Below are 14143 nucleotides of genomic sequence, written 5' to 3'. Positions count from 1 at the left end.
GCTTATTTTACTTCTTCAAAAAATAAAAACCTCCAGTTTAAATACTAGAGGTTTTCTCTTTATTTCTTCAAGCGGTCAATAAAATCGTTCAATTTATCTAGCGATTTCATATTCTGATTGCAAGCTACACCATCTTTGCAAATGTAGTTTCCCTTTTTAACGAAAGTTCCTGGTACATCGCCTTTAATTTCAACTAAAAACATTCCTACTTCTTCATGCCCATGACATAATGAACAAATGCTTTTTTTATTTAAACTTTGGAACGTTCCTTGCAGACCAACAAATTTATTTTTATCATTTTTCGCTATAATAAATTTCCTGCTTGATCCCTTATCAATCCAGCTTAAATAAGATATTTCTTTCATATCCATTTCTTCCATATCAGGAAGTTTTAACTTTTTCGCCTTAGGAAATAACTTTTTTAATGTTTGTGCTGTAACTTCTTGAAACGGAATTACATACGGATTTATTTTCATTAAAAATGATTCTGCATCTTCTCTATTTTGAACTGTTAATACCGTATCAATTAACTCTTTCTGTTCATCCGTTAAATTCTCAAATACATGTATTATCTTTTCAATCGCAAGCGATTTTAACGCTTGAATTACACCTCTATCATTTGCCGTTGCATGCCCGTTTGCTAAAATATAAGCTTGTGATTTTATAAAATTATATTGATCACTTCTAATAAACGCTTCCATCTTTATCACTCCATACAAATTGTTGATCTAGTTTTATTGTATACAATGATTACGTTTTTTGATATGTAAAAGATAACTTAGAAACAAACATTACATATATCACTTATTCTCTACCGCTGCATTTCCTGACAAAAGAAGCCATCATCTGTTTTCCATTCCGCATATAATACGTCTTCAAATTTAGTAATTCCTTTTTGCTTTATTTGTTTATAAAGCCACCCTTCATCAAATCCCGCTTCCCTCAAATTATCCTTAACTACTTTTCCATCACTAATTAATGAAATTGGTAAGTATACAGGCTTATGTTTTAAACTTAAATCATTTACAGTAGGAGATTCGTATTTACTTTTTTTCAAAACGCTTATGTTTCCGTTAGGTTCCAATATCATATATTCAACTTCTCGGATTGAAAATATATCTTTTTGTTGCCTAAGCATTTGTTGTAATTGGTTTATATCCAAATGATTTACGCTTAATTGTTCACGATCAATCTTTCCATTACGAATAATAATTGAAGGATATCCTTCAAAAAACCTTCTTGTCCCTCTTACTTTTTGTGTTATCACTTCAATAGTATAAATTAAAATTACCCAAACAAATACTGAATATAAAATAGACCATACTTTAATTTTAGGATCATATATTGAATTTCCAACGAGCTCACCTAGGACGATTGCAGAAATAAAATCAAAGGGCGTTAGCTGAGATATTTGTGTTTTCCCTAATATTTTTGTAGCAATTAATAGAACAAAAAAACCAATTAAAAGCTCTATCGTTATTTGTCCAATATGATTCATATATGTTCACCTTTCTACTCTTCAAATGTTCTGTATAGCATTTAATAAAAAACGGCACATTTTTTCTATTATCATGCCCGTTCACACTTCATATATCCAATACATATAAAACAAAAAGAGTCTGATTCAAAGTAATATATGAATCAGACTCTTTTCCTCTTATTTAGAATACACAATCTTTTTAATCGTTTCCCCAGAAAGAAAATATTCTTCTGCAAGTTGATGAATAGCAATCCCACTTTTAAACGCTTTTTTAATTGCTTTATTTCTTTCATCTAGTTGTTTTCTTCCGCCAGATCGTGTACCCCATTTATAATGTTTCGTTTCTTGTTTCGGAATATAAATTGTTTCACCTTGTATATACTTTTGAATTTCAGTAATTAAACTCTCTGGTAAAACAGCATTAGCTTTTACGTATTTCATTTCTGCTCGCCCCTTATTTTTTATGATTCATTTCAATAAGGTGCAAAGCCAAATATAAAAAATGATACGAGCTCATATAGGCGATTGTATATTACTTGTCTACCTCACGCAAAGTATCGCCATTTCCATACTTGGCTTTGCATGAGACGTTGCAGTGTCTGGCAATTGAATTATAATCGCCATATAAACACCTCCTAATATACCTTTTGCATTTTATTATATGATAAATTCCTTCTCCTTGCATCCACACCCTTCTTAAAGCACGAAATTACTTAGTTTGATATAATACTTTTTAATTGAATCAAAAATCATTGTGAGGTTACGTTATGAAGAAAAAAATTATCATTACGATCGTTACACTATTCTTTATTATCACGGCATTATTCGGAACATACAAATTGATGAACGCAAGAAGCTTTCAATTATTTGGAGATTTAACACAACGCGTAGAAACAAATGAAAAAGTGATCGCTTTAACTTTTGATGATGGCCCTACTAACAATGTAAAACAAATATTACCGCTATTAGATAAATACAACGCTAAAGCTACTTTCTTTTTAATTGGAAATGAATTAGAGAAAAATCTATCGTTAGGAGAAGCTATCGCGCAATCTGGGCACCAACTTGGAAACCATACATATTCTCATAATAGAATGGTTTTCAAAACACCTTCTTTTATTAAAGATGAAATAGAAAAAACGAATTCATTAATCCGCCAAACAGGATTTACAGACGCAATTGATTTTAGGCCCCCTAACGGAAAAAAATTAATTGGACTACCCTATTATTTAAATAAAAATAATATCGAAACGATTATATGGGATCTTGAGCCCGATACTTTTTATAAATCTGCGGCTGATAAAATTAAATATGTTAATAAAAATGTAAAACCAGGTTCTATCATTTTATTGCATTCTATGTATGATGAGTCTAATGAAAATTTACAAACGATTGAAGGCATTTTAGATTCTTTATCTAAGAAGGGATATCAGTTCGTAACGGTAAACGAACTGCAAAAAAGAGCAAAATAAAAAGGTAGCGTATCTTTGTATGATACGCTACCTTTCTATTTATATAATGCCAAGTACATTTAAGAATACGATAATAATCGCAATTGGTGCGATAAAGCGAAGTAAGAATAACCATAACACAAATAGTTTGTATCCTTTATTTTTACTTACACCTAGCTCTTTCATTAATACATCTTTCTTCATTTTTAAAGGAACAAAGATAGAAACTAATAATACACCAAGTGGCATTAATACGTTACTTACTGCATAGTCCGCTAAATCAAAGACTGTCTTCCCGAAAATCTTCAGATCACTTAATATACCGAATGATAATGCTGATGGTACCCCAACAACGAAGATTAATAACCCTACGATTAAGGCCATTTTTTCACGTTTCCCTTTACCTTTTGATGTTAACGATGCAACACTAATTTCTAACATCGAAATTGCTGATGTAATAGTAGCAAAGAAGAATAGTAATAAGAAAACGATGAAGAATAATTTTCCGAATGCCATTTTACTGAAAATAGCTGGCAGTACGATAAATAATAGCCCAGGTCCTTGAGATGGTTCCATTCCAAATGCGAACACTACTGGGAAAATTGCAAGTCCTGCAAGTAATGTAATAACAAGAGTTAAGGCTACGATAGAAAATGCTGAACGTGGTAAGCTTTCTTCTTTCGGTAAGTATGAGCTATACGTTACCATAACGGCTACTCCGACAGATAATGAGAAGAACGATTGCCCCATTGCGTATAATATAACTTCTGATGTTACATGTGAGAAGTCAGGTTGTAAGAAGAAACGAACTCCTTCTCCAGCACCATCTAACGTAAGTGCACGAACGATTAAAACAAAGAATAAAACGAATAATGCTGGCATGAAATATTTATTTACTTTTTCAACACCATTTTGTACACCTTTACTTACGATGAAAATAGTAATTAGGATGAATAATAGCTGTGACCCAACTGCTAAATATGGATTGGAAATGATTTCACCAAACGTAGCTTCGTATGCCCCATTTCCTTCCCATAGTCTACCTGTAATTGCATTCCATAAGTATAATAAAATCCAGCCTCCTACAACACTGTAGAAAGAAAGTAGTATGAAACAAGTTACAATTCCTAATTTACCTAACCAAGGCCATAACGTTTTAGGAGCAATCTCTCTATATGCATCAACAGCCTCTTTTTGTGTACTTCTTCCAATAACAAATTCAGCTAATAATAACGGTAAACCAATTAATAATGTGAAACCGATGAAAATTAGGAAGAACGCTCCGCCTCCTCCAATGCCGGCCATATATGGGAATTTCCAAATCGCCCCAAGACCAATTGCCGAACCTGCTGCAGCTAATACGAAACCTAATTTCGATGTCCATTGCTGTGAATTCATTTGTTAATCTCCTCTCTGTCTCTTTTTCTTTGTTACAATTCGGTATTTATATTGTTCTATCAATACTCTTTTCTAATACGTTCACTTCCTCCCTAATAATAAAAAAACGCCCCTACGTAAATACGTAGGGACGACAAAAATATCGCGGTACCACCCTAGTTGTGAAGAATACTAAGAAACCACCTAAATAAAAACGCCCCTACGCAAAAACGTAGGGACGATAAAATATCGCGGTACCACCCTAGTTATGAAGCCACACCAAAGTTAGGCCCTAAATAAAAAACGTCCCTACGTAAATACGTAGGGACGATAAATATCGCGGTACCACCCTAGTTGTGAAAAATCTTCACCACTTTATTTGATAACGGTATAAACTACCGTCTTTCATTTCCTCATAATGTGAGATTTATGAAAGATGCTCCAGGACGAACTTCACGAATAATCTATATACTGATTCACACCAACCATCAGCTCTCTGAAATAGGGAGATATTCACTACTATACCCTTTCATTGCCCAAATATTATTTTCCGAATTGATTACTATCATTTTTATCACACATTAAAAATAGTGTCAACTTATATTTTGAATTTTTATGTATTACAATCTATTTAAAAATTCAAAATGTAAGTTTTAGTTTAGAAAACAGGTGGATTAGTACATAACGAATTCTAATAGGCAATAGAAAAAGAATTACGTATTATTGATACTTATTCAATAATACAAATCATCTAGAAACATAACCTGTCTCTCTGTATTCATTTTTTAAGAGTTTGATGGATACCAAGAAAATTTCACATCACTATCCAGTGGTCTATTTTTCGTTTCTTCTTTAATTACACGAAACCATTCATTTAGAATTTGGGTTTTGGGCAATTGAGCAGCAAGGTTATCTTCCCAAATTATATGTGAGAACCAGGCTTTCGTTTCCCATTCAAACTGCAATTGTGCGAACGAAATTATAGGGTGATCAGCTTCACGAAATTGCTCATTTACTGCATTTGAAACTTCTGGAGCTTGCGGTAACAACTCGTTCTGAATTGTATTTCTTATCGTCTCATTTTCGAGCTGATCCCAGAAATACAATTGCCCATTTATTTGATAAAAAATATCAAATGAGGCCTCACCTTTCTTCAAGTTCAATAATACGAAGGCACGTTCCACATCATTGTCAGCCGCCTTTACAGCATTAACAATTATATTTTGTGCCATTGATACCCAGTAACTAGTCGCTTCCTCTACCGGTGATTCAACATACAATTCTTCACTTAATTCATGAAGAGTAGCTTCTTGCTCATTTACTTTTTCAACTTTTTTAAAAAACCTATTAAAAAAACCCATAACTTCCCCCTTATTACTATTTTCTATTTCACAAAATAAAAAATAGATTTTTCTTGCTCATCCACATTTACTCCTGGCGCGTATGTATGAACTTGTTGCAACACTTCTTCTATTAGCAACTCTAACTCCTGCACACTTTTTTCTGGATTCCCTATTAATGTGTCCGCCATACGTTCATATAATTTTTCAGGTTTAATAGTCATTCGTTCCACATTATTAGGCATCCATTTAAACGCTGGATGATGTACGTACATTTTATTCAAACCAAATAAAACACCGAATACGTTCCTTTGTACTTCGCAAATAACGTCATAAAGCATAAGCCAATCTTTCCGTTTTAAAAGCGCCTTTCGATTGTGCCAACGATTACTTAACCATAGATTTTCTGAAATCATCCGTTTTACTAGTTCATCTGGATATGCCGCTACTTTTTCTTTTAATTCATTCACTTTCCCTTCTCCATACAAACTAACACCATCATGAATGGATGATACAATACATTGTTTTTCATAATTTATATCATATTGATCCACCACATCCGAAATTACTTTCTCTACTGTCTCTGTTAAAAAGTTACTAATCTCTAATTTAATTCCCTCTTTCGTTAAATACGTTTCCGACCATTCTTCTTCCTCATACGGATGATACGATAATATTTTCCCATCAATATGATAAATAGGGGCCCTACGATCCTCATCTTCCGGCGGTGTTGACCATAAAATATGTAATTCTATATCTGAATGTTCATCTTCAAGCTTTCTAGCTACTGAACCCGCTAAAATAATAGCTTCTACTTTCGGATTTTTCCTATAAATCTCTGACATCTCTATCGCTCTCTCTTTTAATCCCATTTCATTTCCCCCTAAAATTGCAGTAATCCCCTATATTTCATTTATCTATTTCGATATTACAGCTTGCATTACCTTTTCAAATTCCTACTTAATCATATTTCTATCCAATAGCGCTGAATAACTTCACCAGTACGAGAAGAAACTACTTCATTTTCTAACACACCTCCAACCTTTTGAATCGTTTTAGCAGAACCGATATTGGATTTATCGCAAGTTATTAATACTTTCTGCAATCCTAACTTTTGCGCTTCAGCTAATGCAAGTTGTAGTTGTTTCGTAGCGTAACCGTGGCGACGTTTATTTGGATGGACACTATATCCAATATGACCGCTTTCCCGTAATAATTCTGGATTTAATCTATGTCTAATATTCACAAAACCTATAAGTTCTCCTTTTTCAAAACTTAAAAACTGACTAGATGGCACTCGATTAGCTAGTAAATTTTCTCCTAGTTCTTGTTTACTCACTTTTTCAAACCATTCATCAAGAGAATCAAAGTTTTGTAAAGAACTACTTCCATGTGGTTGCTCCCCATCGCTATCAAGCTAATAAAAAGAAATGCCCCCTAAAATGAAAAAATACGCTATTCTTTCTGTAGAATCATAGGAAAGGATGGCGTTTTTTATGTCTGTTTCTGTGTCTAACGAATTACAACTATTTGCTCAAGAGATTCAAAGTGCCCTATCTCCAAATGCCTTACGAGATATTGCTAGAGATGTTGGCTTTGTACAACGAACCAGTAAGTACCAAGCAAAAGATTTAGTAGCTTTATGTGTATGGGTGAGCCAAAATGTAGCTATGACTTCTTTAACTCAGTTATCTAGCTGTTTAGAAGCATCAACAGAAGTACTCATCAGTCCTGAGGGACTGAATCAACGGTTTAATAAGGCGGCCGTCCAACTTTTACAACACCTACTAGCCGAACTACTAAGCAAAAAATTGGCCGCATCTATGCCGATTTCTTCTCCATACACTTCTGTTTTCAAGCGTATTCGTATTTTAGATTCAACTGCATTTCAACTCCCGGATATATTTTCATCGGTTTATCCTGGTGCGGGAGGATGCAGCCATACAGCGGGAGTAAAGATACAGCTTGAGTATGATTTATTAAGTGGACAATTCCTTCATATTCATACAGGTCCAGGTAAACAACATGATCGAACCTACGGTTCCCTGTGTGCCCCAACTGTAACAGCGAATGATTTATGTATCCGAGATTTAGGTTATTTTCATTTGAAAGATCTTCAACATATACAAGATAAAAAGGCCTATTATATCTCACGTATTAAATCGAATACACGTATTTATCAAAAAAATCCAAACCCTGATTATTTTCAAGATGGCAGAATTAAGAAGGGTACAGAGTATATCCAAATAGATATGGAGGTTTTAATGAACTCTCTTCAGCCAGGACAAACATATGAAATATCCAACGCTTATGTAGGAATGACTGATAAAGTACCAACTCGTGTGATTGTTCATCGACTAACAAAAGAACAACAACAAAAACGATTACACGATCAAACGGTAAGAGAAAAAAAGAAAGGAATGAAGTATTCTGCTCGTAGTAAACGACTTAGCGGTATCAATGTATATATGACAAATACCCCTATAGATATTGTCCCAATGGGACAAGTACATGATTGGTATTCTTTACGTTGGCAAATCGAGATTTTATTTAAAACATGGAAATCATTCTTTCATATTCATCATTGTAAAAAGATAAAACGAGAACGATTGGAATGCCATTTGTATGGGCAACTGATTGCCATTCTACTTTGTTCTTCTACCATGTTTCAAATGCGGCAATTACTTCTTATGAAAAAGAAACGAGAACTGAGTGAATATAAGGCCATATATATGATTAAAGACTATTTCCTTCTTCTATTCCAAACTATACAAAAAAACACCCAAGAGCTATCAAAGGTATTACTTCGCCTGTTCAATCTCCTACAGCAAAACGGGCGAAAATTCCATAGGTATGAGAAGAAAACAGTTTTTGATATATTAGGTGTCGTTTATAATTGTACTATGTCGGACAATCAAGCCGCTTAATTCAAAAAAGTGAAACCCGTTAGGGTTTATTTCGTATGCAAATCTTTCAATCACCTACACTTGCCCTTTAGAAAAAGGAACAATCTCGCCTAAAATTGACTTTGTATAAGCTTAGCTTGATAGCGATGTGGTTGCTCCCCTGAGTGTAAAAACGCTTGTCTATACGCCGTAATATGCTCACTATATTCATGTATTGGTTTTAATAGTTTCATTGTTCTTCTCCCCCTCTTCATTCCATAAAACAAACACCTTAATAGCAGCTATTCACTATTAAGGTGTTTCTATCCTTTTTATTCAAATAACCCCATGCTCAAATAACGTTCACCTGTATCAGGCGCAATACATAAAACTTTTTTACCAACGCCTAGACGTTTCGCTATCATAATTGCAGCGTAAACAGATGCTCCAGAAGATGGCCCAACTAATAATCCTTCTTGTCTAGCTAAATTTCTCATTGTCGTTAAAGCCTCTTCGTCTGCAATTTGAATAATTTCGTTATACACTTCTGTATTTAAGTTTTTCGGAATAAATCCTGGGCTTGTTCCTACTAGTTTATGAGGACCTGGTACACCACCTGATAAAACGGGAGATCCTTTCGGTTCCACTACTGCAATATATAAGTTTGGTAATTTCTCTTTTAACGTTTCACCAGTCCCTGTAATCGTTCCGCCTGTTCCTGCCGTTGCAACAAAAGCATCAAGCTCTCCATCCATTTGTTCGTAAATTTCAAGTGCAGTCGTATAACGGTGAATATTCGGATTAGCTGGATTTTCAAATTGTTGCGGGATAAAACTATTCGGTATTTGTTTTTGCAGTTCTAACGCCTTCGCAATTGCTCCTGGCATTCTTTGTTCTGCTGGTGTTAAAACTACTTCTGCCCCGTATGCTTTCAATAAATTAATACGCTCTTTTGACATATTGTCTGGCATAATTAAAATCGCTTTATACCCTTTAGCTGCTGCGTTCATCGCTAAACCAATTCCTGTATTCCCGCTTGTCGGTTCAATAATTGTATCCCCTGGTTTAATGAGACCATTTTCTTCTGCAACGTGAAGTAAATTATAAGCAGCACGGTCTTTCACACTACGTGATGGATTAAACATTTCTAGTTTCACATACACGTCCGCTGCGTCTTCCGGAATAAATTTAGATAATCGGACGACAGGTGTATCTCCTATTAATTCTGTTACGTTTTCACATAATTTCATAGTGCATCCCCTATTCTATCGTTTTCTTATCACTTGGTAATAACCATGAAGTAAGTCCAATTAACGGTAAACAACTACACAATATCATAATGAACTGAAGGCTATATATATCAGCTAACTTTCCTAGTACTACAGCACCTAAAGCACCAAGGCCGAACGCAAGACCTACAATTAGACCTGATACCATCCCTACTTTTCCCGGAACAAGCTCTTGCGCGTATACAACAATTACACTAAAACTACTTGAACTAATAAAACCGATACATAAAAATAAAGGTACGACCCACACAAGTGAGACATGTGGTAATAACAGCGCAAGTGGCGCTGAACCTAACATTGAAAATACGATGATGTTTTTCTTACCAAATCGATCTGCTAACGGTCCTCCGAAGAAAGTGCCTAACACACCAGCAATCATAAATGCGAATACGAAATACTGAGCATTTTTTATAGATAAACCATAATGTTCAATTAAGTAAAATTGATAGAAATTCCCGATACCGGCACCGTACCAAGAGCGCACAAAAGTAAGAAAAACAAGAAGTATAATAACGAATTTAATGTGTGTACTTACAATTGCATTTTCCGCCTCAAGCGCAGCTCTCTTCTTCCTTCTTACAGCGCCGGTTGCTAATTCATTTTTGTACCAATTCGATACGAAAATTAATAATGCAATTCCTACTGCTGCAAATGCTGTAAAACCTAATGAACCAATTTGACCGAGTGGAACGAAAATTAGCGCTGTAAAAATAGGAGCTAAAGAATTCCCCGTGTTTCCCCCAACTTGATAAATCGCTTGCGCTAACCCTCGTTTTGCACCTGCCGCCATATACGCAACACGAGCGCCTTCTGGATGAAAGACTGCGGAACCTAAGCCAATAAATAAAACAGAAATAATAACAATAATAAAGTTTGGTGCAAACGCGAGTCCAATCATTCCAAGCATACTTGAAAACATACCGAGTGGTAATAAAAATGGTGACGGCTTCTTATCTGAATACATACCAAACACCGGTTGCATAATCGATGACGTCATATTTAACGCAAACGCAATCCACCCTACTTGCATATAGGATAAATTCATCGTTTTTTCCAAAATAGGAAACAACGCCGGCACAACTGCTTGCATCGAATCATTTAAAAAATGTCCGAAACTAATCGCAAATAATATTCGATATATTGTCGGTGTTTCTACTGTGTTTTTTTGTGAAACTGCCTGCATATGTGAATCGCTCCTTTCTGTACAAAATATATATTTATTACAGTAGGTGTAATAAATTCTGACTTTTGAAACATTTCTATTCTATACTGCTTTCATTTCTTTTTCCAGAAATATAACTTAACTCCCATCATTGACTTGCATCCTTGTAACTTTCAGCAGTAAAACATTATAGAAAAAGGCAACCCAATCACAAACTGGGTTGCCTCTTACATTAAATTGCAAAACGCTTATACTTCTCGTAATCGCTCGTCTTACATTCCACTTCTAGTTTCGTACCTTCATTTTCATAACTCGTTGATAAAACGTGCGCATGATTATTGAAATAAGAAACTACCTGTCCTTGATCATACGGAATTAACATTTCACATTTCGTATATTCTTTATAAATATGGGAACGAATCATTTCTACAAGCTCTTCAATTCCAACATGTTTCTTCGCAGATAAATACACGCGGTCTTCTTGTACTTTCGGAATTTCAACATCCACCATATCTGATTTGTTATAAGCATAGATCGTTGGAATATTTTCTACTCCAATTTTCTTTAACGTTTCATTTGTAATATCAATTAATTGTTCATAATTTGGATTTGCGTAATCTACGACGTGAATAAGTAAATCTGCTTCCGCTACTTCTTCTAACGTTGAACCGAACGCCTTCACAAGATGATGTGGTAATTTACTTACAAATCCAACTGTATCTGTTAATAAAAATGATTTATTATCTGGCAAATCAATATTTCGTACAGATGTTTCTAACGTCGCAAATAACATATCTTTTTCAAATACTTGTTTTTCTTCTGTACCATTATAAATTTCAAGCATTGCATTCATCGTCGTTGACTTTCCTGCATTCGTATAACCTACTAATGCTACAACAGGTATTTCATTTTTCTTACGTTGCTTTCGCTGCGTTTGACGCTGGGCAACGAGCGCTTCTAAATCTTTATTCAAAACTGAAATTTGTTCTTCAATTTTACGACGGTCTAACTCTAACTTCTTCTCACCGACACCTTTATTTTTCGTACCAACGCCGCCACTCTGTCTCCCTAACGATTCACGAAGACCGATTAAACGAGGCATCATGTACTGAAGGTGTGCTACTTCTACTTGTAGCTGTGCTTCTTTCGTTTTCGCACGTTGCGCAAAAATATCTAAAATTAAAATGGTACGATCAATTACCTTACAATCTAAATCCTCTTCTAAATTTCGAATTTGTGAAGGAGATAATTCATCATTAAAGATGATCATATTCGCATCTATTTCTTGTACATACGCTGCTACTTCTTCAATCTTTCCTTTTCCGATATAATGCGATGGATTTACTCGTTGTAAATTTTGCGTTACTTGCCCAATTACCTCTACATCACAGGCTTCCGCAAGATTTGTTAACTCTTCCATCGAATATGCAAAATCATCTTCATTACCTACATTTACTCCAACTAAAACTGCTCTTTGTAATACTTCTTCCATATATTTATTCCTCCATTTCGATTACGTAAAATAAAAAACACAGGTCGCTGCCTGTGTTTTCGTAAACGGATAAGGGTTCACCAAAGAAATAGAAGAAAGCTATGCTTTCATCCTATTTTATAGTCAAAAAGTCCCAAGATCATATACGTATCCACAATAAGCGTTCACCTATACAATCCCATTCTATTTATAAAGGCAAAACAAAAAGAGGGCGTATTCGTCCCTCCCTCTTTGTCACATATAAGCTTAATAAAGGGTTCCTTTAAAATAGGCAGACCAATCCCGTTCACTCTGTACACAGACAGAGCCTTTGAGCGCTATTCAATTATTGGCACAAAGTATTGAGACGTAATCTGATTAAGATCAAAGGAAGCCCCTCCGTTCATTTTAAGTTACATAAAGTGTAGCATAAGTAATTCGCTTTCACAAGGTTTAACAACCTATATCACACTAAAGAAAATCGTCATTTTTTGCGAGTTTTTCTCACAATAAAAATAACAAAAGCAATTATCAATTTTAGAAACTTCTCGTATATTATTTTTACAGCACTCGCCAAATTCCTTCATAGTAAGTTAAGTATTATCGTTTTAATACAACAAAAATCTATATTGACATTTTTATAGTCTGATATTAGTATCAGGTTATAAAAATAAAAATTAGGAGATGTTCCTATGCATTCTAAATCTCGTATTACTGCAATTGGTACTTATGTTCCAGATCAAATATTGTCTAATAACGATTTAGAAAAGATGGTCCATACGAATGATGAATGGATTGTACAAAGAACAGGAATGAAGGAAAGAAGAATCGCTAGCGAAGAAGAATATTCCTCAAACTTAGCCATTAAAGCAATTAAAAATTTATGTACAACATATAAGAAAAACTTAGAAGATGTCGACTGTATCATTGTCGCTACTACTACTGCTGATTACGTTTTCCCTAGTGTTGCTTGCCAAATACAACAATACTTCAACATACCTCATACACTAGCTTTTGATTTAAATGCAACTTGTGCTGGTTTTACATATGGACTACACGTCGGTAATAGCTTAATCACTTCTGGATCACATGAAAAAATACTTGTCGTAGCGACAGAGACATTATCTAAAGTTACTGATTATACCGATAGAACGACCTGTATTTTATTCGGTGATGGTGCTGGAGCTATTTTATTAGAAAGAGATGAAGACACCCCAAGCTTTATCGCTTCTCACATGGGAACAAACGGTGATGGCGGCATTCATCTATATAGAACAAACTTATCTACTACTATGAATGGCACACCACTGCAAACAAATGAAAAAATCGTTCAAAATGGAAGAGAAGTATATAAATGGGCAACACGTACAGTGCCAAAAGGCATAAAAGATTTAATACATACCGCAAATATGCAAGTAGATGATATAGACTGGTTCATACCCCACAGCGCTAACTTACGAATGATTGAATCTATTTGCGAAAAATCTCAAATTCCAATACAAAAAACATTAACGAGCGTGGAATATATGGGGAATACCTCTTCAGTCACCATTCCACTCGCTCTAGATTTAGCTATAAAAGAAGGGAAGTTAAATAATGGAGACACACTTTTACTATACGGATTCGGTGGTGGTCTTACACATTTAGGACTTATTGTAGAGTGGAATTTAATTTAAGTGTATAAAAAG

The 14143-nt window shown here is 34.6% G+C and carries 12 protein-coding genes, 2 pseudogenes and 1 other annotated feature; of the genes and pseudogenes, 3 read left to right on the top strand and 11 right to left on the bottom strand.

All coding sequences use genetic code 11. The annotated features are described in order from the left end of the window. Positions 1 to 59: 59 nt before the first annotated feature. The 3 genes from MHB52_RS09600 to MHB52_RS09590 all read right to left on the bottom strand — a co-directional run bounded on the left by MHB52_RS09600 (position 60) and on the right by MHB52_RS09590 (position 1921). Positions 60 to 701, bottom strand: a complete 642-nt coding sequence (locus MHB52_RS09600; RefSeq protein ID WP_000387073.1) for a FusB/FusC family EF-G-binding protein — start codon at positions 699 to 701, stop codon at positions 60 to 62. A gap of 110 nt (positions 702 to 811) precedes the next feature. Next, positions 812 to 1498: a DUF421 domain-containing protein gene (locus tag MHB52_RS09595; protein WP_001015535.1), complete on the bottom strand. Its 687-nt coding sequence runs from the start codon at positions 1496 to 1498 to the stop codon at positions 812 to 814. Between the two features lie 159 nt (positions 1499 to 1657). Then, entirely contained in the window at positions 1658 to 1921 is a 264-nt protein-coding gene (locus tag MHB52_RS09590; protein WP_000878327.1) for a CD3324 family protein, read from the bottom strand. 326 nt (positions 1922 to 2247) lie between these two features. Between MHB52_RS09590 and MHB52_RS09585 the strand changes: the two genes are divergently transcribed. Continuing rightward, a complete protein-coding gene (locus MHB52_RS09585; protein ID WP_000726856.1) occupies positions 2248 to 2952 on the top strand; it encodes a polysaccharide deacetylase family protein in 705 nt (234 codons plus the stop codon). A gap of 39 nt (positions 2953 to 2991) precedes the next feature. On the opposite strand, the gene MHB52_RS09580 is transcribed toward MHB52_RS09585, so the two are convergent. From MHB52_RS09580 to MHB52_RS09565, 4 genes and pseudogenes are all read right to left on the bottom strand, one after another. Beyond that, entirely contained in the window at positions 2992 to 4329 is a 1338-nt protein-coding gene (locus MHB52_RS09580; protein WP_001088185.1) for a sodium-dependent transporter, read from the bottom strand. A 299-nt stretch (positions 4330 to 4628) separates the two neighbouring features. After that, positions 4629 to 4850, bottom strand: a binding site (T-box leader). 243 nt (positions 4851 to 5093) lie between these two features. Next, the gene (locus MHB52_RS09575; protein ID WP_000505548.1) at positions 5094 to 5669 is read right to left on the bottom strand and encodes a hypothetical protein; all 576 of its coding nucleotides are present in this window, start codon (positions 5667 to 5669) and stop codon (positions 5094 to 5096) included. Positions 5670 to 5692: 23 nt separating this feature from the next. Further along, positions 5693 to 6520, bottom strand: a complete 828-nt coding sequence (locus tag MHB52_RS09570; RefSeq protein ID WP_061663931.1) for a DUF4037 domain-containing protein — start codon at positions 6518 to 6520, stop codon at positions 5693 to 5695. 92 nt (positions 6521 to 6612) lie between these two features. Continuing rightward, positions 6613 to 7053: pseudogene (locus MHB52_RS09565) on the bottom strand (GNAT family N-acetyltransferase); the annotation flags it as partial. 91 nt (positions 7054 to 7144) lie between these two features. Here MHB52_RS09565 and MHB52_RS09560 point away from each other — a divergent pair. Next, positions 7145 to 8575 (top strand): IS4 family transposase, encoded by a 1431-nt coding sequence (locus MHB52_RS09560; RefSeq protein WP_061663672.1) that lies wholly within the window; start codon positions 7145 to 7147, stop codon positions 8573 to 8575. 125 nt (positions 8576 to 8700) lie between these two features. Here the strand turns inward: MHB52_RS09560 and MHB52_RS09555 are convergent. The 4 genes and pseudogenes from MHB52_RS09555 to hflX all read right to left on the bottom strand — a co-directional run. Beyond that, positions 8701 to 8787, bottom strand: a pseudogene (locus MHB52_RS09555) (GNAT family N-acetyltransferase); the annotation flags it as partial. Between the two features lie 78 nt (positions 8788 to 8865). Continuing rightward, positions 8866 to 9783 (bottom strand): cysteine synthase A, encoded by a 918-nt coding sequence (cysK, locus tag MHB52_RS09550; protein WP_000762273.1) that lies wholly within the window; start codon positions 9781 to 9783, stop codon positions 8866 to 8868. Between the two features lie 10 nt (positions 9784 to 9793). Further along, on the bottom strand, positions 9794 to 11005 hold the full coding sequence (locus tag MHB52_RS09545) for an MFS transporter (RefSeq protein WP_001149411.1): 1212 nt from the start codon (positions 11003 to 11005) through the stop codon (positions 9794 to 9796). A gap of 211 nt (positions 11006 to 11216) precedes the next feature. After that, complete coding sequence (gene hflX, locus MHB52_RS09540; RefSeq protein WP_061664453.1) at positions 11217 to 12476, bottom strand: GTPase HflX; 1260 nt, start codon at positions 12474 to 12476, stop codon at positions 11217 to 11219. A gap of 671 nt (positions 12477 to 13147) precedes the next feature. On the opposite strand from hflX, the gene MHB52_RS09535 reads away from it, so the two are divergent. Continuing rightward, positions 13148 to 14131 carry a ketoacyl-ACP synthase III gene (locus MHB52_RS09535; RefSeq protein ID WP_016117569.1) on the top strand — a complete coding sequence of 328 codons (984 nt, stop codon included), beginning with the start codon at positions 13148 to 13150 and terminating at the stop codon, positions 14129 to 14131. Positions 14132 to 14143 lie beyond the last annotated feature (12 nt).

This window comes from Bacillus sp. FSL K6-0073 (assembly GCF_038006085.1).
In the GTDB taxonomy this organism is placed as follows: Bacteria; Bacillota; Bacilli; order Bacillales; family Bacillaceae_G; genus Bacillus_A; species Bacillus_A cereus.
The sequence above is the reverse complement of the archived record's forward strand: the minus strand, read 5'-3'. Positions and strand labels throughout refer to the sequence as shown.